This window comes from Streptomyces sp. MH60, from assembly GCF_002939385.1.
Lineage (GTDB): Bacteria > Actinomycetota > Actinomycetes > Streptomycetales > Streptomycetaceae > Streptomyces.
Genome location: NZ_MULI01000014.1, coordinates 103,780 through 122,481 on the forward strand (window position 1 = coordinate 103,780; position 18,702 = coordinate 122,481).

An 18,702-nucleotide genomic window follows, 5' to 3' on the forward strand; every position below is an offset into this window, starting at 1 on the left:
GACGCCCCGCCGTTCCCCATAGGCACGGGCGTCCACCGCAGTCCACCGAACCGGGGCCCGTACCTCGATGTCCGTGCAGAGTCACACGGCAGCCCAGCACGACCTCGCTGCCACACCTGAGTTCCCGCGTCACGTGGTGACCGCGGTTCTCGTCGCCCACGACGGAGCCCGCTGGCTGCCCGACGCGCTCGCCGGGCTGCTCGGCCAGGAGCGCCCGGTCCAGTACGCCGTGGCCGCCGACACCGGCAGCGCCGACGAGTCCTCCCGGCTGGTCGCCGACGCCCTCGGCGACGACCGCGTGCTCCACCTCGCCCGGCGCACCGGCTTCGGCCAGGCCGTCGAGGAGGCCGCCCGCACCGCCCCCGTGCTCACCCCCGAGGACCTGCCGTACCTGAGGCGGCCCAGCGGCTGGGACCCCGTCACCCGCACCTGGCGCGACGACGCCTACGACCTGCCGGACCTCCCCCACGGAGAACCGGTCCACTGGCTGTGGCTGCTGCACGACGACTGCGCGCCGGAACCCGAGGCCCTCGCCCAGCTGCTGCGCGTCGTGGACACCGAGTACGAACTCGGCCGCGACGACGTCGCCGTCGTGGGTCCCAAACTCCGCGGCTGGTACGACCGCCGGCAGCTGCTCGAGGTCGGCGTCTCCATCGCCAACTCCGGCCGCCGCTGGACCGGCCTGGACCGCCGCGAGCAGGACCAGGGCCAGCACGACCACGTCAGGACCGTGCTGTCGGTGTCCACCGCCGGCATGCTGATCCGGCGCGACGTCTTCGAGCGGCTCGGCGGATTCGACCGCCGACTGCCCCTCATGCGCGACGACGTCGACCTGTGCTGGCGCGCCCACGCCGCCGGACTGCGTGTCCTCGTCGCCCCCGAGGCGGTCGTCCGCCACGCCGAGGCGGCCTCGCGCGAACGCCGCGCCGTCGACTGCGCGGGCCGCACCACCGCCTCACCGCACAAGGTGGACAAGGCCGGCGCCGTCCACACCCTCCTCGTCAACGTCCGCACCGCCGCCCTGCCCTGGGTGCTGCTGCGCATCGTCCTCGGCACGCTGCTGCGGACCGTCGCCTACCTCGTCGGCAAGGTCCCCGGGCAGGCCCTCGACGAGATCCGGGGCCTGCTGAGCGTCCTGCTGCGCCCCGAGCGGATCATCGCGGGCCGGCGCGAACGCGGCCGCCCGCAGGTCGAGAAGGACGAACTGCGGCCCCTGTTCCCGCCCCCCGGCGCGACCGTCCGCGCCACCGTCGAGCAGGTCGCGGGCGACCTCTTCGGCAGCTCCGACGCCGAGGCCGCCGCGGGCGCCGGACGGCACGGCAGCGCCATCGAGTCCGGACCCGGCGGCGACGACGCCGACTTCCTGGAGATCGAGCAGTTCGCCCGCCTCAAGCGCATCGCCCGCAAGCCCGGCCCGGTGCTCTTCCTGGTGCTGCTGCTCGTCTCCCTGGCCGCCTGCCGCGCGCTCCTCGGCGGCGGCGCCCTGTCCGGCGGCGCACTGCTGCCCGCACCGGCCGGCGCGGGCGAGCTGTGGTCGCGGTACGTGGACGCCTGGCACACCGTCGGCACCGGCGGCACCGCCTCCGCGCCGCCCTACCTCGCGTTCGTCGCCACGCTCGCCTCCGTACTGCTCGGCTCCACCGGATTCGCCGTCACCCTGCTGCTGGTCTGCTCGGTGCCCCTGGCCGGTGCCACCGCGTACTTCGCCTCCCGGCCGCTGGTCCCGTCCCGGCTGCTGCGCGCCTGGGCCGCCGTCGCCTACGCCTTCCTGCCCGCCGCCACCGGCGCGCTCGCCGGTGGCCGCATCGGCACCGCCGTCCTCGCCGTGCTGCTGCCGCTCATCGCGCGCGCGGCTGTCGCGGCGGCCGGCCTGACGAGCTCCTCAGGCGCCCGCGGGAGCTGGCGCGCCACCTGGGCGTACGCCCTGCTGCTGACCATCACCACCGCCTTCACGCCCGTGGTGTGGCCCGTCGCGCTGGTCCTCGGCGTCGGCGTCCTCGCCCTGCGCCGCGGCGAGATCACGGCGTACGGGCCGCGCTTCCTCGCCCAGCTCGGCACCCCGCTGCTGCTGCTCGCGCCCTGGTCGCTGTCGCTGCTGCCGTTCGGCTTCTTCGACGAGGCCGGGCTCGAGTACGGCGCCTCGGCCGCCTCCGCGCTCGACCTGCTCGGCGCCAGCCCCGGCGGCCCCGGCACGGTGGGCGGACTGCTCCTCGTCGGCGTCGTGCTGGCCGCGCTGGCCGCCCTGCTGCGCTCCGAGCGGCAGTTGGGCATCCGGACGGCCTGGGTCGTCGCCCTGGTCGCCCTCGTCTTCTCGGTCCTGGCCAACCGCTCCGCCTGGGCCGGACCCGCCACCCTCGTCTACGGCATCGCCCTGCTGTCCGCCGCGACCCTCGGCGCCGACGGGGCGCGCTTCCGGGTGGCCGAACAGAGCTTCGGCTGGCGCCAGCCGGTCGCCGCCCTGATCGCCCTCGCCTCGGCCCTCGGCCCGCTGATCGCCGCCGTCGGCTGGATGATCGGCGGCGCCGACGGCCCCGTTGAGCGGCGCGACCCCGTCCAGGTGCCCGCGTTCGTCGCCGAGGAGAGCCACACCCGCGACCAGGCCCGCACCCTCGTGCTCGACAGCGACTCCGCCGCGCACGTGGGCTACATGCTGGTCCGCGGCTCCGGCGCCCGCCTCGGCGACGGCGAACTGGCCTCCGGGGACGGCGGGAACAGCACCCTCGACAAGGTCGTCGCCAACCTCGTGGCCGGCTCCGGCGCCGACCAGGCCGACCAGCTCGGCGGCTTCGCCGTTCGCTATGTGCTCGTGCACAAGGGCGCACCCCGCGAGGTCACCCGCGTCCTGGACGCCACGCCCGGACTGAGCAGGCTCAGCCAGCAGGACGGCAGCGGACTGTGGCGGGTGGACCAGGAGGTCGCGCGCGCGACCATCGTGTCCGGCGCCAAGTCCGGTGCCGGGACGTCCGGCGGCGGCGAGCCCGAGCCCGTGGCGGCGGGGCCCGTAGAGATCCACACCGACATCAAGGCGGGCGCCGACGGCCGTGTGCTGCGCCTCGCCGACACCGCGGCCGAGGGCTGGACCGCCACCCTGGACGGCAAACCGCTCACCCGCACCACGGTCGACGGCTGGGCCCAGGGCTTCCAACTCCCCGCTTCCGGCGGCCGACTGAACGTCACCTACGACGACCCGTTCACGCACACGGCCTGGCTGTGGGTCCAGGGACTCCTCGGCCTGGTGCTGGTCGTGCTCGCCCTGCCCGGCAGGCGCCGCGACGTCGACGACGACCTGCCCGACGAGCCGCTCGTCCCCGCCCAGCCCGTCGAGGGCGAAGGACGCCGGGCGCGGCGACTGCGGGCCCAGGCCGAGGCCGAGGCCGAGGCGGCGGCCGGCGGGCCGGCGGAACCGGGTCCCGAGGCGGCGGGAGACGCCGCCGAGATGCCCGAGCCGCCCCCGGAGGCACCCGCGCCGGTCCCGCAGCAGCCCGCGTACGGGGAATGGGACGCGACGGGGTACACCGGCGCCGACTACGGCTCCTACGGCGGCGGCTACGGCGACCAGTACCAGGGCGCCCAGCAGTACGACCAGGGCGCGTACGGGCAGCAGCCGTACCAGGCGGCGGACCCGTACCAGCCGGACGCCTACCAGGGCGGGCACGGCGGCCAGGGCGCGCAGTACGGGGCGGGCCAGTACGACCCCTACGCCTACGGCGACCCGACGCAGGCTCAGGAGGGCGGCTACGACCCCGCCTTCGACCAGGCGTACGGCCAGGGCGGATACGACACGCCGTACGACCCTTCCCAGCCCCAGCAGCAGCCCCACGGCACGGGCAGTGAGCGTCCCGACGGGAGCCAGCAGTGAAGCGCACGACCCTGTCCCTGATCGCCTGTGCGACGGCGCTCGCCGCCGTCACCGGTTTCGCGGCCGTGTCCGCCCCGGACGGCTCGGGCACGGACACCGCGGCACCGGCCGCCCGGCTGCCCGTGGAACGCACCAGCCTGCTGTGCCCGGCGCCCAGCACCTCCGACCTCGCCGAGACCGCGTACACGTCCTTCACGCCCGTCACGAAGGGCGCGGACGAGAAGGGCAGCGCGACGCTCACGACGGCGGAGTCGGCCGACGCCACCGAGGACGGCAAGTCCGACGAGAAGGACGACAAGGGCGAGAAGAAGGAGAAGCCGGTCCTCCAGCCCGAGGCACCCGGCACACCCGCCGCCGGGAAGACCACCGGCGCCGACACCCCCGCGCTGATCGGCACCGCCGAGGGCGGCCACGCGCCGGGCTGGACGGTCCAGCAGACCACGGAGGTCGCCGCCGGGACGGGCCGGGGCCTCCAGGGCGTCAACTGCGGCGCCCCGGACACGGAGTTCTGGTTCCCGGGCGCCGGCACGACGACCGGCCGCACCGACTACGTGCACCTGACGAACCCCGACGACTCGGCGGCCGTCGTGGACATCGAGCTGTACGGCAAGGACGGCGCCCTGAAGACCACGGTGGGGGAGGGGGTCACGGTGCCGCCGCACAGCAGTGAGTCCATCCTGCTGTCCACGCTCAGCGAGGTGAAGCAGACCGACCTGACCGTGCACGTCGGCGTGCGCAGCGGACGGGTCGGCGCCGCGGTGCAGGCCCTGGACGACAAGACCGGCGGCGACTGGCTGACCGCGGCCGCCGACCCGGCGAGCGACCTCGTGCTGCCGGGCATCCCGAAGGACGCCACCGCCGTACGCCTGGTGCTGTTCACGCCCGGTGGCACCGACGCCGACCTCAAGGTGCGGCTCGCCTCGCCGTCCGGGCTGATCACGCCCGCCGGTCACGAGACGGTGCACGTCAAGGCCGGTATGACGACCGGCGTCGACCTCGGTGAGGTCACCCGCGGCGAGGCGGGTTCGCTGGTGCTGACCCCGACGGACCGGGCCGTGCCGGTCGTGGCCGCGGTCCGGGTCGTGCGGGGCAAGGGCGACGAGCAGGAGTCGGCGTTCATCCCGGCCTCCGATCCGGTCGGGGCGCGCGCGACGGTCGCGGACAACCGCGCCAAGAGCACGACCCTGGCCCTGTCCGCGCCCGGCGAGGCCGCGCAGGTCAAGGTCACGGCGTCGGCGGGCACCGAGGGCGGCACGCCGGCGACCAAGACGTACACGATCAAGGCCGGCACCACCCAGAACGTCGAGGCACCGGTCCCCGCCGGACTCAAGGGCTCCTACGCGCTGACCGTCGAGACGGTCTCGGGCGGCCCCGTCCACGCGTCCCGCACCCTGACGGGTTCGGACGACGACGTGGCGGCCTTCACGGTCCAGACCCTCCCCGACGACCGGGGCACGGTCTCGGTGCCGAACGCGGACGAGGACCTGTCGGTAGTACAGAAGTAGTGGCCGGGGGCGACCGGGCCCCCGCCGCTCAGTCCTCCCCGTACCGGGGGTCCACCGTCTCCGGCGTCAGCCCCAGCAGCTCCGCGACCTGCTCGACGACGACCTCGTGCACCAGCAGCGCGCGCTCGTCCCGCCCCTTGGTCCGGATCTCCACCGGCCGCCGGTACACCACGACCCGCCCCCGCCGCCCGTCCCGCGAGGGCACCGTGCCCCCGAGCGGGACCGCCTCGTCCTGCCACGCCTCCCCGGCCGCGGGCGGGCGTGGCACGTCGAGGACGAGGAAGTCGATGTCGGCGAGCTGCGGCCACCGCCGTTCCAGGCGCTCCACGGAGTCCTGCACCAGGTCCGCGAACACCTCGCCACGGCTCGCGGCGAGCGGCACCTGCGGGGGCGCGACCGGGCCGCGCATGCCCCGACCGTGGCGATCACGACGGCGGGGTCCTGGGCGGCCGGCCTCACGGGGCGTCACGGGGTTGTCCATCACTGGTGAAGGGTAGTCCCCGCCGAGGCGGCGTGCCCGACCGCGCGCGCACCGCGGGCGGCGTGGCGGCGGCCCGCTCCGCTTGTCGCCGGATGACCATTCCAGCCAAGGTTGGGCTCGATTCCGTATCTCTCCACGACCGCGGAACTCAAGGCAAATGTCGTTGTTTGTATCAGGTCGTGACCGCCCGGCGCGTCGCACGGGACCGGTGAGGCGGACGTCCGCGCAGGTCAAAGGGGGCTGTTCCGGAGGGTCGGCAGGTCGTTTCACGCCACGACACGGGGGTGTGACCTGGTGGAGAGTCGTCGCGGCCCGCTCAAGAGTGCGGTACCGTCCAACATCGTGAGCCCTGTACGTCGCTGTTCGCGCACCGCCTGCGGCCGTCCCGCCGTCGCGACGCTGACGTACGTCTACGCCGACTCGACCGCGGTCCTCGGCCCGCTCGCCACCTACGCCGAACCCCACTGCTACGACCTGTGCGCCGAGCACTCCGAGCGCCTCACCGCCCCCCGCGGCTGGGAGGTCGTCCGCCTGCTCGACGGATCCGCCCCGGCCCGCCCCAGCGGCGACGACCTGGAGGCGCTCGCCAACGCGGTGCGCGAGGCGGCCCGGCCCCAGGAGCGGGCGGCCGAGGCAGGGGGCGCGCGGAGGGCCGACCCGATGGAGGTCGCGCGCCGCGGTCATCTGCGCGTGCTGCGCTCGCCGGACAACTGAGCCCCGCCCGACGGGTTCTCACCTTTCACTCACCGTGTCCCCGGTCGCATCCGTTGCTGCACACCCATTGACGCCTCGTTGTCGCGGACACGACCATTCCGGAAGCCGCGAGAAATCGCTTTCGCATGGCGGAATCCGGGGAGGCGTGCGTGTACGTACAGGAACTGGAACCCGTCGCCGGTTCACTCGGCCTGTCGGCCCTGGTGGCGGCGCTGCCACTGGTGATCGTCCTGGTCCTGCTGGGCGGCGTCCGCATGAAGGCCCACCTGGCGGGCCTCATCGGTCTCCTGGCCGCCGTACTGGTCGCCTGGCTCGCCTACGGCATGCCGCTGGACCAGACGGCCTCCAGCGCCGCCCAGGGAGCGGTTTTCGGCCTCTTCCCCATCCTGTGGATCGTCGTGAACGCCCTGTGGGTCTACCGGATGACGGTCCGCACCCGGCACTTCGACATCCTGCGCCGCTCCTTCGGCCGCCTGTCCGACGACCCCCGCATCCAGGCCCTCGTCGTCGCCTTCTGCTTCGGCGCCCTGCTGGAGGCCCTCGCCGGGTTCGGGGCGCCCGTCGCGATCTGCTCCGTCATGCTCGTCGCCCTCGGCTTCGACCCCGTGCGCGCCGCCGTCGTCTCCCTGGTCGCCAACACCGCGCCGGTCGCCTTCGGCGCGATGGGCACCCCGGTGGTGACGCTGGCCCAGGTCACCGGGCTGCCCCTGGACGACGTCGCCTCCGTCGTGGGCCGCCAGACGCCGCTGCTGGCCCTGGTCGTACCGCTGCTCCTCGTCGCTCTGGTGGACGGGCGGCGCGGCCTGCGCGAGACCTGGATCCCCGCGCTGGCCTGCGGGGTCGCCTTCGCCGTCGCCCAGTTCGTCGCCTCCAACTACGTCTCCGCCCAGCTCGCCGACATCGCCGCCGCCCTGATCGGCGCCGGCGCCCTGGTCGCCGTACCGCACTCCCGCCGGCCCGCCGCCGAGCCCGTACGGGCGTCCGTACTGACCGGCGTGCGCAGCGAGGAACTGGACGAGCGGGACCCCGCCCGGGAGGTGGTGCGCGCCTACGCGCCCTACGCGCTGATCGTCGCCGTCTTCTCCGTGGCGCAGATCCCCGCGGTCAAGGACTGGCTGGCGAAGACCACGCAGTCCTACGACTGGCCGTTTCTCGACGTGGTCGACCCCGGGGGCGAGCCGGTCGGCGGCAACGTCTTCTCCTGGCCGATCGTCTCCACCGGCGGCACCCTCGTGCTGTTCGCCGGACTGGCCACGGCCGTCGTCCTCGGCGTGCACGCGCGCGCGGCGGTCAAGGAGTGGCTCGCGACCGTGCACGAACTGCGCTTCGCGATCCTCACCGTCACCTCGGTCCTCGCCCTCGCCTACGTCATGAACCTCTCCGGACAGGCCGCCACCATCGGCCACTTCGTCGCCGCGGCGGGCGCCGGACTCGCCTTCCTCTCCCCGGTGCTCGGCTGGTTCGGCGTCGCCGTCTCCGGCTCCGACACCTCGGCCAACGCGCTCTTCGGCGCCCTCCAGGTGACCGCCGCGCGGGAGTCCGGCCTCTCGCCCGAACTGCTGGCCGCCGCCAACAGCTCCGGCGGCGTCCTCGGCAAGATGATCTCCCCGCAGAACCTCACCATCGCCTGCGCCGCCGTCGGACTCGCGGGCCGCGAGGGCGACCTGCTGCGCAAGGTACTGCCCTGGAGCCTGGGCCTGCTGCTGATCATGTGCCTGATCGTGGTCGGACAGTCCACGGCGGTGCTGGGCTGGATGCTGCCCTGACCTCGGGCAACCGCCCGGACGGCCCGCCGGTCCTCACGGGGTAGTTTGTGGGCTCCGACAGGACTTTCAGGAAGGTTGGCCGTGGCTGCTGATCTGTCGCAGATCGTGAAGGCGTACGACGTGCGCGGTGTCGTCCCGGACCAGTGGGACGAGTCGCTGGCCGAGCTGTTCGGCGCGGCCTTCGTCGAGCTGACCGGCGCGGGCGCCGTCGTGGTCGGCCACGACATGCGGCCCTCGTCACCGGGCCTGTCCGGCGCCTTCGCGCGCGGGGCGGCGGCCCGTGGCGCCGACGTGACCGAGATCGGCCTGTGCTCCACCGACCAGCTGTACTACGCGTCCGGCGCGCTCGACCTGCCGGGCGCGATGTTCACGGCCTCGCACAACCCCGCGCGGTACAACGGCATCAAGCTGTGCCGCGCGGGCGCCGCCCCGGTCGGCCAGGACACCGGCCTGGCCGAGATCCGCGCCCTGGTGGAGCGCTGGAGCGACTCCGGAGCCCCGGAGCCCGCGTCCCGTCCGGGCACCGTCACCCGGCGCGACACGCTCGCCGACTACGCGGCCCAACTGCGCTCCCTCGTCGACCTGAGCACCATCCGGCCCCTCAAGGTCGTCGTCGACGCGGGCAACGGCATGGGCGGTCACACCGTCCCCACGGTCTTCGCCGGCCTGCCCCTCGACCTGGTGCCGATGTACTTCGAACTGGACGGCACCTTCCCCAACCACGAGGCCAACCCGCTCGACCCGGCCAACCTCGTCGACCTCCAGCAGCGCGTCCGCGAGGAGGGCGCCGACCTCGGTCTCGCCTTCGACGGCGACGCCGACCGCTGCTTCGTCGTCGACCAGAACGGCGACCCGGTCTCCCCGTCCGCCGTCACCGCCCTCGTGGCCGCCCGCGAACTGGCCCGCAACGGCGGCGAGGGCACGGTCATCCACAACCTGATCACCTCCTGGTCCGTCCCGGAGGTCGTGCGGGAGCACGGCGGCACACCGGCACGCACGCGCGTGGGCCACTCCTTCATCAAGGCCGAGATGGCCAGGACCGGCGCCATCTTCGGCGGCGAGCACTCCGCGCACTACTACTTCCGCGACTTCTGGAACGCCGACACCGGCATGCTGGCCGCCCTCCACGTCCTCGCCGCCCTCGGCGAGCAGGACGGCCCGCTGTCCGCCCTGGTCGCCGCGTACGACCGCTACACCGGCTCCGGCGAGATCAACTCCACCGTCGACGACCAGCGGGCCCGCCTCGCCGCGATCCGGGCCGCGTACGAGGGCCGCGACGACGTCACCGTGGACGAGCTGGACGGCCTCACCGTCACGACGGCCGACTGGTGGTTCAACGTCCGCCCGTCCAACACCGAGCCGCTGCTCCGCCTCAACGCGGAGGCCCGCGACGAGGCCACGATGACCAAGGTGCGGGACGAGGCGCTGGCGATCATCAGGGCCTAGCCGCCGTCGGCGGGCAGTAGTGCCGCCCCGTAAGTGCCGGGCCGCGCACCCCTCCAGCACCAACGCCGGGTTCCCGTGGGCCACCCGCACGAGCCTCGCCCCGGCGGTACCCTGACCAGCACATCCACACAAGCCCCACCGCCCCGAAGGGAACCCCCATGCCGCTCGAAGCCGGCCTCCTGGAGATCCTCGCCTGCCCCGCCTGCCACGCCCCCCTCAAGGAGCAGGACGCGGAGCTGATCTGCACCGGACAGGACTGCGGCCTGGCGTACCCGGTGCGCGACGGCATCCCCGTCCTCCTCGTCGACGAGGCCCGCCGCCCCGAATAACCGCCGGCCAGGCCACCGGCAACCCGGCGACGACCCCGCGCAATCGAACGAACGCCCCGGCGATCGGAGACCTGCCGCCATGCTCGACGAATCGCTCCTCGACGCCCCGGAGCGCCTCACCGAGGCCGACCGCCGAGGTCTGCTCCGCGGCGCCGCCGAGGCCGGTGCCCGCGTCCGCACCGCCGCCCGGCACGCCGCCGAGGCCGGTGTCGGCAACCTCAAGCCGGACGGCCGCCCCCGCGCCGTACTGATCGCAGGGCCCGGCGCCGCCGCCACCCACGCCGCCGACCTCCTCGGCACCCTCGCCGGCGCGGGCAGCCCCGTCACCCGCCTCGCCCCCACCGGCGTGGCCCCCGCCGCGGGCGCCCTGCGCTGGGAACTGCCCGGCTGGGCCGGTTCCGTGGACCTCCTGCTGATCGCCACCCCCGACGGCGCCGAGCCGGGCCTGTCCCTGCTCGCCGAACAGGCCTACCGCCGGGGCTGCACGGTCGTGGCCGTCGCCCCGGCCGGCTCCCCGCTCAACGATGCGGTGAGCAGCTCGCGCGGCCTGTTCATCCCGATGGCGACCGCGCCGTACGACCACGACGAGCCCCTCGCCGGTGCCGCCCCCGGCGTCCTGTGGGCGCTGCTCACCCCGCTCCTCGCGCTGCTGGACCGCACCGGCCTGCTCGAAGCGCCGCCCGAGGCCGTCGACAAGGTCGCCGACCGCCTCGACGCCGTCGCCGAACGCTGCGGGCCCGCCATCGTGACCTACAGCAACCCCGCCAAGACGCTGGCCTCCGAGCTGGCCGAGTCCCTCCCCGTCGTCTGGACCGAGGGCACCTCCGCCGGACCCGCCGGCCGCCGCTTCGCCGCCGCCCTGGCCGAACTGTCCGGCACCCCCGCGGTCGTCGCCGAGCTGCCCGAGGCGCTCGCCGCGCACAGCGCCCTGCTCGCCGGCCGGCTCGCCGCCGGAGCCGACCCCGACGACTTCTTCCGCGACCGCGTCGAGGAGCCGACCGCCCTGCGCGCGCGTGTGGTGCTGCTGCGCGACCGTCCCAGCGGTGGACTCACCGCCGCCCCCCACGCCCGTGACCTGGCCCTCGGCCACGACACGCCGATCAGCGAGCTGGAACCGGAAGCGGGCGCCGAACTGGAGACCCTCGCCGAACTGATCGCCATCACGGATTTCGCCGCCGTTTACCTGGCGCTCGCCTCGGGAGCCTGACCCCGGCCCACCATCGCCCACGCACCCGCACGCACCGGCAGAGAGAGCTCATGGACCGCCTCGACAACACCGTCCGCCCCTACGCCTGGGGTTCCACCACCGCGATCCCGACCCTCCTCGGGACCGAGCCGACCGGCGAACCGCAGGCGGAGATGTGGATGGGCGCCCACCCCGGCGCCCCCTCCCGCACGGGCCGGGGCACGCTCGCCGAGGTCGTCGACGCCGACCCCGAGAAGGAACTGGGCGCAGCCTCGGTGGCCAGGTTCGGTCCCCGGCTGCCCTTCCTCCTCAAGCTCCTCGCCGCCGGGGCCCCCCTCTCCCTCCAGGTCCACCCCGACCTCGCCCAGGCCAGGGCCGGTTACGAGGACGAGGAGCGCCGGGGCGTCCCCCTGGACGCCCCGCACCGCAACTACAAGGACGCCAACCACAAGCCCGAACTGATCTGCGCCCTCACCGAGTTCGACGGCCTGTGCGGCTTCCGCGCCCCGGCCGACACGGCCGACCTGCTCGACGGCCTCGGCGTCGCCTCCCTCAAGCCGTACGTCGACCTGCTGCGCGCCCACCCCGAGGACGCCGCCCTGCGCGAGGTCCTCACCGCGATCCTCACCGCCGACCCCGAGGAGATGGCCCACACGGTCACCGAGGCCGCGGCCGCCTGCGACCGCCTCGGCGGCGCCTACCGGCCGTACGCCGACATCGCCCACCACTACCCGGGCGACCCCGGCGTCCTCGCCGCGATGCTCCTCAACCACGTCCGGCTCCAGCCCGGTGAGGCCCTGTACCTCGGCGCCGGCATCCCGCACGCCTACCTCGACGGCCTGGGCGTCGAGATCATGGCCAACTCCGACAACGTCCTGCGCTGCGGCCTCACCCCCAAGCACGTCGACGTCCCCGAACTCCTGCGCATCGTCCGCTTCGAGGCGGGCGACCCCGGCATCCTGCGCCCGGAGGCGTCCCCCGACGGCGAAGAGGTCTACGACACCCCGATCGACGAGTTCCGCCTGTCCCGCTACGTCCTGCCGGAAGGGTCCGGCGCCCACGACCTCACCCTGCCCACCCCGCAGATCCTGCTCTGCACGGCGGGCACCGTACGGGCCGGCGAACACGAACTCGCCCCGGGCCGCTCCGTCTTCGTCCCGGCGCACGAAAAGGCCGAAGTGTCCGGAACCGGCACGCTCTTCCGGGCCACCGTGCGCGTCTGACCGGCGCCCGACGGGGCATCCGGCACGTCGGGGCCCACACGGGCTGCAACAATGGCGCACCGCAAAGGAGGGGCAAAGGCCGGTCACCCGCCGGCCGCGCCCACCGGCGCACAGACGCAGACGAAGCGGACGCAGTCGAAGCAGACGCAGGGCGAAGCGGACGCAGTCGAAACAGATGCAGGCGAAGGGACAACGCGACACATGAGCGCGTCAGGCGGAACCAGGGCGATCGTGGCGGCACTGCTCGCCAACCTCTCGATCGCGGCAGCGAAATTCGTGGCGTTCCTCTTCAGCGGATCGTCGTCGATGCTCGCCGAGTCCGTGCACTCCCTCGCCGACTCCGGCAACCAGGGCCTGCTGCTCCTGGGCGGCAAGCGGGCCCAGCGCCAGGCCACCCCGCAACACCCCTTCGGCTACGGCCGCGAGCGCTACATCTACGCCTTCCTCGTCTCCATCGTGCTCTTCTCGGTCGGCGGCATGTTCGCCGTCTACGAGGGCTACGAGAAGATCAGGCACCCGCACGAACTGGAGCACTGGTACTGGCCGGTGGGCGTCCTGGTCTTCGCGATCATCGCCGAGGGCTTCTCCTTCCGGACCGCCATCAAGGAGTCCAACCCGCTGCGCGGCAAGAAGTCCTGGAAGGAGTTCGTCCGCCACGCCAAGGCGCCGGAGCTGCCGGTCGTCCTCCTGGAGGACCTCGGCGCCCTGATCGGCCTGATCCTCGCCCTCGGCGGTGTCGGCCTCGCCCTGCTCACCGGCGACGGCGTCTGGGACGGCATCGGCACCCTGTGCATCGGCATCCTGCTCATCCTGATCGCGCTCGTCCTCGCCGTCGAGACCAAGTCCCTGCTGCTCGGCGAGGCCGCGGGCATCGAGGCGGTCCAGCAGATCGAGTCCGCGATCGTCGCCGGTGACACGGTCACCGGCGTCATCCACATGCGCACCCTCCACCTGGGCCCCGAGGAACTGCTCGTCGCCGCCAAGATCGCCGTCCGTCACGACGGCACGGCCACGGAGATCGCCTCCGCGATCGACGCCGCCGAGTCGCGCATCCGCGAGGCGGTCCCGATCGCCCGCGTCATCTACCTGGAACCGGACATCTACAGCGAGTCCGAGGCCGCCAAGGGCCCCGACCCCGAGGCGACCCCCGGCGGCCCGACCACCCCGCCGGCCGCCCACTGACCGACGGGCCACCACCGTCATCACCCTGCGTGAACGTCCGGAAGTGTTCGGAGGCGGACTGGGGACGGCGGGCGCCCGCGGTGTAGCTTGGGACGGAGCCAGACGTCGCTGCTGATGGCGGTCGGGCGGTCCAGGACGGACCGGCCGAGGGAGAGAGGGCCTCCGACGGACTGCGCTGCGCGTACGCGGGCATGCCTGTGTCCTCTTCTGGGCACCCCTGTGTCCGCCGCCGCGCAGGTCAGCCGTACCCACCTCGACCCAACCCGAGGAGCAGCCCGTAATGACGACTGTCGACAACCGACAGGACTTCAAGGTCGCCGACCTCTCCCTGGCCGCGTTCGGCCGCAAGGAGATCACTCTCGCCGAGCACGAGATGCCGGGCCTGATGGCGATCCGCAAGGAGTACGCCGAGGCCCAGCCGCTCGCCGGCGCCCGCGTCACCGGCTCCCTGCACATGACCGTGCAGACCGCCGTGCTCATCGAGACCCTGGTCGCCCTCGGCGCCGAGGTCCGCTGGGCCTCCTGCAACATCTTCTCCACCCAGGACCACGCGGCCGCCGCCATCGCCGTCGGCCCGAACGGCACCCCCGAGGACCCGCAGGGCGTCCCGGTCTTCGCCTGGAAGGGCGAGACCCTCCAGGAGTACTGGTGGTGCACGGAGCAGGCGCTGACCTGGCCGAACACCCCCACCGGCGGCCCGAACATGATCCTGGACGACGGCGGTGACGCCACCCTCCTCGTCCACAAGGGCGTCGAGTACGAGAAGGACGGCAAGGTCCCCTCGGTCGACACCGCCGAGTCCGACGAGCACCGCGTCATCCTCGAACTCCTCACCCGCACGGTCAGCGAGAGCCCGCAGAAGTGGACCCAGCTGGCGTCCGAGATCCGCGGCGTGACCGAGGAGACCACGACCGGCGTCCACCGCCTGTACGAGATGCACCGCGACGGCACCCTCCTGTTCCCGGCGATCAACGTCAACGACGCGGTCACCAAGTCGAAGTTCGACAACAAGTACGGCTGCCGCCACTCCCTGATCGACGGCATCAACCGCGCCACCGACGTGCTGATCGGCGGCAAGACCGCCGTCGTCTGCGGCTACGGCGACGTCGGCAAGGGCTGTGCGGAGTCCCTGCGTGGTCAGGGCGCCCGCGTGATCATCACCGAGATCGACCCGATCTGCGCGCTGCAGGCGGCGATGGACGGCTACCAGGTCACGACGCTGGACGAGGTCGTCGACAAGGCCGACATCTTCGTCACCACGACCGGCAACAAGGACATCATCATGGCCTCGGACATGGCCAAGATGAAGCACCAGGCCATCGTCGGCAACATCGGCCACTTCGACAACGAGATCGACATGGCCGGCCTCGCCAAGACCCCCGGCATCGTCAAGGACGAGGTCAAGCCGCAGGTCCACACCTGGACCTACCCCGACGGCAAGGTCCTCATCGTCCTCTCCGAGGGCCGCCTGCTGAACCTGGGCAACGCGACCGGCCACCCGTCGTTCGTGATGTCCAACTCCTTCGCGGACCAGACCCTGGCCCAGATCGAGCTGTTCACCAAGCCCGACGAGTACCCGACCGACGTCTACGTGCTGCCCAAGCACCTGGACGAGAAGGTCGCCCGGCTCCACCTGGACGCCCTCGGCGTCAAGCTGACCACGCTCCGCCCGGAGCAGGCCGAGTACATCGGCGTCAAGGTCGAGGGCCCCTACAAGGCGGACCACTACCGCTACTGAGTCACCGGTTCCTCCGAGGCAGGCCCCCGCACCCCCGTGCCGGGGGCCTGCCCCATTGGCGCCACGTCCGCATCAGCGACCGGACCAGCCCGTCACCCTCCAGGACACCCATGCCCCGCGGCCGTTATTCGCTCCACTATCCGCACGACCACACCCCCCTCGCGGAAGAACACTTCCAGTGCGCCCCCGGCCCGTCCGGCTGGCGCTACGTCTCCCGGCTGACCACGCCCACCGGGGACCACCACGGCTCCGTCGACCTCGCCCTCGACGAACTCGGCCGCCCCATCCGCCTCGAACTCCACGCCGCCGACTGGCAGGTACGCGGCGCCGCCATCGACGGCGTCACCTGGGTCCGTACCGACCCCACCGGAATCCACGCCACGGAAGGCAATGCGCGCGCCCACGCCTTCACCGGCACGTCCCCGGCCTTCCTCGTCGCCGTCACCCGCCTCCTGCGCCTCACCCCCTCCGCATCAGCCACCCGCCTACGCCTCGTCGCCCTCACGGATCCGGTCCTCGCCCCCCGCACCGTGGACCAGTCCTGGGCCTTGCTGAACAGAGAAGCACACGCCACTGACAACGGCCCCCTCACCGTGGACGAATACCAGGTCACAGCCCTGGACACGGGCGAGCAGCACTCCGTGCACATCGCCGGCGACGTCGTACTCGCGGCGCCCGGCGTCGAACTGGAGGACCTGGAGACACCACCGTCCGTGTTCCCGTGAGCGGAGCCGGACGCGGGGTGCGGGGCGCGGGGTGCCCGTGCCTACGCGGGAGGCACGAACCCGGTGCCCGAGCGGCCGTCCGACGGCACGTCCCGCGGCACCTCAGAGCGGCCACCCGGTGACGTAGCGGGAGGCTGCGCAGCCGGCGGGGCCACCGGCGCGGCAGGCGGGGTAGCGGGGACAGGAGCCACCGGTGCCACCGGCACCGACGCGGCAGTCCCGTCAGCCGCCTGAGCGCCGCCGAAGGCCCGCCAGGCCTCCCGTGCCTGCCTCTCCTGCAGCACCGCCGCCAGATACGCGGGCGGCGGAACCTCCCGCGGCACCGGAGCGCCCGTACGGGCCGCCACATCGGCGGCGAGCCGTTCGGCCATGGCCCAGCCGACGCGCGGATCCAGCTGCCCCATCCGCGCCAGGTACTGACGGACGGCGAGCCACAGGTCGTCGGGCACCGCGGACAGGTCGAGATCCGAGAACCGCCCCGCCAGCCAGGGCGGAGGCGGCGGCATGAAGCCCGCAGACGAGAACGGCACCCGCTCCCGCACGACGAGCGTGCCCGCGAACACGTCGCCGAGCCGTCGTCCCCGTGCCGACACCAGCGAGGCGACACAGGCGATGACCCCGAGCGTCATGAGGATCTCGATCACGCCGATCAGCCCCCGCACCAGCGAGTGCCGGAACCGGATCGGCCCGCCGTCGTCCCGCACCACCCGCAGCCCGCACGCCATCTTGCCGAGCGACCGCCCGTGACTGAGCGTCTCCACGGCGATCGGTCCGCCCACCAGCACGAGGACGAAGGTCGCGATCGACAGCGCGGTCTGTGCCGCCACGTCCAGGGACGAGGTCGACGCCATCAGCGCGACGGTCACCGCCACATAGACGGCCACGGCCACCGCCAGATCGAGCAGGACGGCCAGTGCCCTGCTGGGCAGCCTCGCGGGGCGCAGTTCCAGCGCCACCGCCTCGCCCGTCACCAGCTCGTTCACGCCCGCCGTCCTTCCCTGGACTGCCCCCGTCCCCGCCAGTCTGCCAAGCTGAGGACGCACCGCGCCGCAGTACGACAAGCTGATCCACGACGAGCCGCCGACGATAGCCGAGGAGCAGGCACACCGATGGACCTCGACGTCTTCGTCTCCGCCCACCGCGCGGAGTGGGACCGCCTCGACGCCCTCCTCCGTCGGAGGCGCCGGCTGACCGGTCCCGAGACCGACGAACTCGTCGCCCTCTACCAGCGCACGGCCACCCACCTGTCCCTGATCCAGTCCAGCGCACCCGATCCCCAGCTGACCGGACGGCTCAGCCAACTGGTGGCCCGCGCGCGCAGTGTCGTGACCGGTACCCGACGCGCCTCCTGGCGCGACGTCACACGATTCCTGACCCAGCAGTTCCCGGCGGCCGTCTACCGGGCCCGCCACTGGTGGGTCCCCACCGCCCTCCTGTCGACCGCTGTCGCGGCCCTTCTGGGCTGGTGGATCGGCACCCACCCGGAGGTGCAGTCCACCATCGCCGCACCGAGCGAGCTGCGCGAGCTCACCCGGCCCGGCGGCCAGTACGAGACGTACTACTCGAGCAACCCGGCGGCCTCGTTCGCCGCACAGGTGTGGACGAACAACGCCTGGGCCGCCGCGCTCTGCCTCATCCTGGGCGTCTTCCTGGGGCTGCCCGTCATCTGGATCCTCTTCCAGAACATGCTCAACCTCGGTGTGGGCTTCGGCCTGATGTCGTCGGCCGGCCGCCTCGACACCTTCCTGGGCCTGGTTCTGCCGCACGGCCTGCTCGAACTGACAGCGGTGTTCGTCGCCGCGGGCACAGGTCTGCGCCTGGGCTGGACCCTTATCGACCCGGGGCCTCGTACCCGCCGCATCGCGCTCGCGGAAGAAGGCAGGGCCGCCATCGGCATGGCGGTGGGCCTGGCGCTCGTCCTGTTCGTGTCCGGCGCCATCGAAGGCTTCGTCACCCCGTCCGGCCTGCCCACCTGGGCACGGATCACCATCGGAGTCCTCGCCGAGCTGGCCTTCCTCGCCTACGTCTACGTCCTGGGCGGCCGGGCCGTGCGCGCCGGCGACACGGGCGACGTCGAGGCAGCCGAACGCAGTGCCACCGTGCCCACAGCCGCCTGATGTGCATCCACCCCCGGCGAGCTGCTACTGTCCTCTTCGTTCCCGCCCGAGCCGTTGACACGGAGCGAGCGGGGAGGTAGATTCGAACAGTTGCCTGGAGACGGGTTCACCCCAGAGGGCAACAGTGAACATCTACTAGCTTCTACGAATCTCTGAATTCGACGAAGCACTCTCCCGATGAATCGGAAACGAACGGCCGGTAAGATCGGCTCGGAACTTCTGATAAAGTCGGAACCGCCGGAAAGGGAAACGCGAAAGCGGGAACCTGGAAAGCACCGAGGAAATCGGATCGGAAAGATCTGATAGAGTCGGAAACGCAAGACTGAAGGGAAGCGCCCGGAGGAAAGCCCGAGAGGGTGAGTACAAAGGAAGCGTCCGTTCCTTGAGAACTCAACAGCGTGCCAAAAGTCAACGCCAGATATGTTGATACC

General features: G+C 72.9%; 14 protein-coding genes. 12 read left to right on the plus strand and 2 right to left on the minus strand.

Annotated elements, in window-relative coordinates:
• The first annotated feature begins 67 nt into the window (after window positions 1–67).
• Window positions 68–3,859: a glycosyltransferase family 2 protein gene (locus BZZ08_RS12635; RefSeq protein ID WP_104632278.1), complete on the plus strand. Its 3,792-nt coding sequence runs from the start codon at window positions 68–70 to the stop codon at window positions 3,857–3,859.
• A complete protein-coding gene (locus tag BZZ08_RS12640; protein ID WP_104632279.1) occupies window positions 3,856–5,364 on the plus strand; it encodes a DUF5719 family protein in 1,509 nt (502 codons plus the stop codon). Before BZZ08_RS12635 ends, BZZ08_RS12640 begins: the two co-directional genes overlap by 4 nt.
• 28 nt (window positions 5,365–5,392) lie before the next feature.
• On the opposite strand, the gene BZZ08_RS12645 is transcribed toward BZZ08_RS12640, so the two are convergent.
• The gene (locus BZZ08_RS12645; protein WP_198601441.1) at window positions 5,393–5,845 is read right to left on the minus strand and encodes a metallopeptidase family protein; all 453 of its coding nucleotides are present in this window, start codon (window positions 5,843–5,845) and stop codon (window positions 5,393–5,395) included.
• Window positions 5,846–6,139: 294 nt separating this feature from the next.
• On the opposite strand from BZZ08_RS12645, the gene BZZ08_RS12650 reads away from it, so the two are divergent.
• The 9 genes from BZZ08_RS12650 (at window position 6,140) to BZZ08_RS12690 (ending at window position 16,154) form a co-directional block, all read left to right on the plus strand.
• On the plus strand, window positions 6,140–6,559 hold the full coding sequence (locus BZZ08_RS12650) for a DUF3499 domain-containing protein (protein WP_104632280.1): 420 nt from the start codon (window positions 6,140–6,142) through the stop codon (window positions 6,557–6,559).
• Window positions 6,560–6,708: 149 nt separating this feature from the next.
• Entirely contained in the window at window positions 6,709–8,325 is a 1,617-nt protein-coding gene (locus BZZ08_RS12655; RefSeq protein WP_104632301.1) for an L-lactate permease, read from the plus strand.
• 81 nt (window positions 8,326–8,406) lie between these two features.
• Complete coding sequence (locus BZZ08_RS12660) at window positions 8,407–9,771, plus strand: phosphomannomutase/phosphoglucomutase (protein ID WP_104632281.1); 1,365 nt, start codon at window positions 8,407–8,409, stop codon at window positions 9,769–9,771.
• A gap of 158 nt (window positions 9,772–9,929) precedes the next feature.
• The gene (locus tag BZZ08_RS12665; RefSeq protein WP_007450268.1) at window positions 9,930–10,100 is read left to right on the plus strand and encodes a Trm112 family protein; all 171 of its coding nucleotides are present in this window, start codon (window positions 9,930–9,932) and stop codon (window positions 10,098–10,100) included.
• Between the two features lie 79 nt (window positions 10,101–10,179).
• A complete protein-coding gene (locus BZZ08_RS12670) occupies window positions 10,180–11,307 on the plus strand; it encodes an SIS domain-containing protein (protein WP_104632282.1) in 1,128 nt (375 codons plus the stop codon).
• 50 nt (window positions 11,308–11,357) lie between these two features.
• On the plus strand, window positions 11,358–12,509 hold the full coding sequence (manA, locus tag BZZ08_RS12675; protein ID WP_104632283.1) for a mannose-6-phosphate isomerase, class I: 1,152 nt from the start codon (window positions 11,358–11,360) through the stop codon (window positions 12,507–12,509).
• 201 nt (window positions 12,510–12,710) lie between these two features.
• Window positions 12,711–13,691: a cation diffusion facilitator family transporter gene (locus tag BZZ08_RS12680; RefSeq protein WP_104632284.1), complete on the plus strand. Its 981-nt coding sequence runs from the start codon at window positions 12,711–12,713 to the stop codon at window positions 13,689–13,691.
• A 280-nt stretch (window positions 13,692–13,971) separates the two neighbouring features.
• A complete protein-coding gene (gene ahcY, locus BZZ08_RS12685) occupies window positions 13,972–15,429 on the plus strand; it encodes an adenosylhomocysteinase (RefSeq protein ID WP_104632285.1) in 1,458 nt (485 codons plus the stop codon).
• Between the two features lie 110 nt (window positions 15,430–15,539).
• Window positions 15,540–16,154 carry a hypothetical protein gene (locus tag BZZ08_RS12690; protein ID WP_104632286.1) on the plus strand — a complete coding sequence of 205 codons (615 nt, stop codon included), beginning with the start codon at window positions 15,540–15,542 and terminating at the stop codon, window positions 16,152–16,154.
• Between the two features lie 41 nt (window positions 16,155–16,195).
• On the opposite strand, the gene BZZ08_RS12695 is transcribed toward BZZ08_RS12690, so the two are convergent.
• Window positions 16,196–17,137: an RDD family protein gene (locus tag BZZ08_RS12695; protein ID WP_104632287.1), complete on the minus strand. Its 942-nt coding sequence runs from the start codon at window positions 17,135–17,137 to the stop codon at window positions 16,196–16,198.
• Between the two features lie 126 nt (window positions 17,138–17,263).
• Here BZZ08_RS12695 and BZZ08_RS12700 point away from each other — a divergent pair, with 126 nt between their 5' ends.
• Window positions 17,264–18,271: a stage II sporulation protein M gene (locus BZZ08_RS12700; protein WP_104632288.1), complete on the plus strand. Its 1,008-nt coding sequence runs from the start codon at window positions 17,264–17,266 to the stop codon at window positions 18,269–18,271.
• Window positions 18,272–18,702 lie beyond the last annotated feature (431 nt).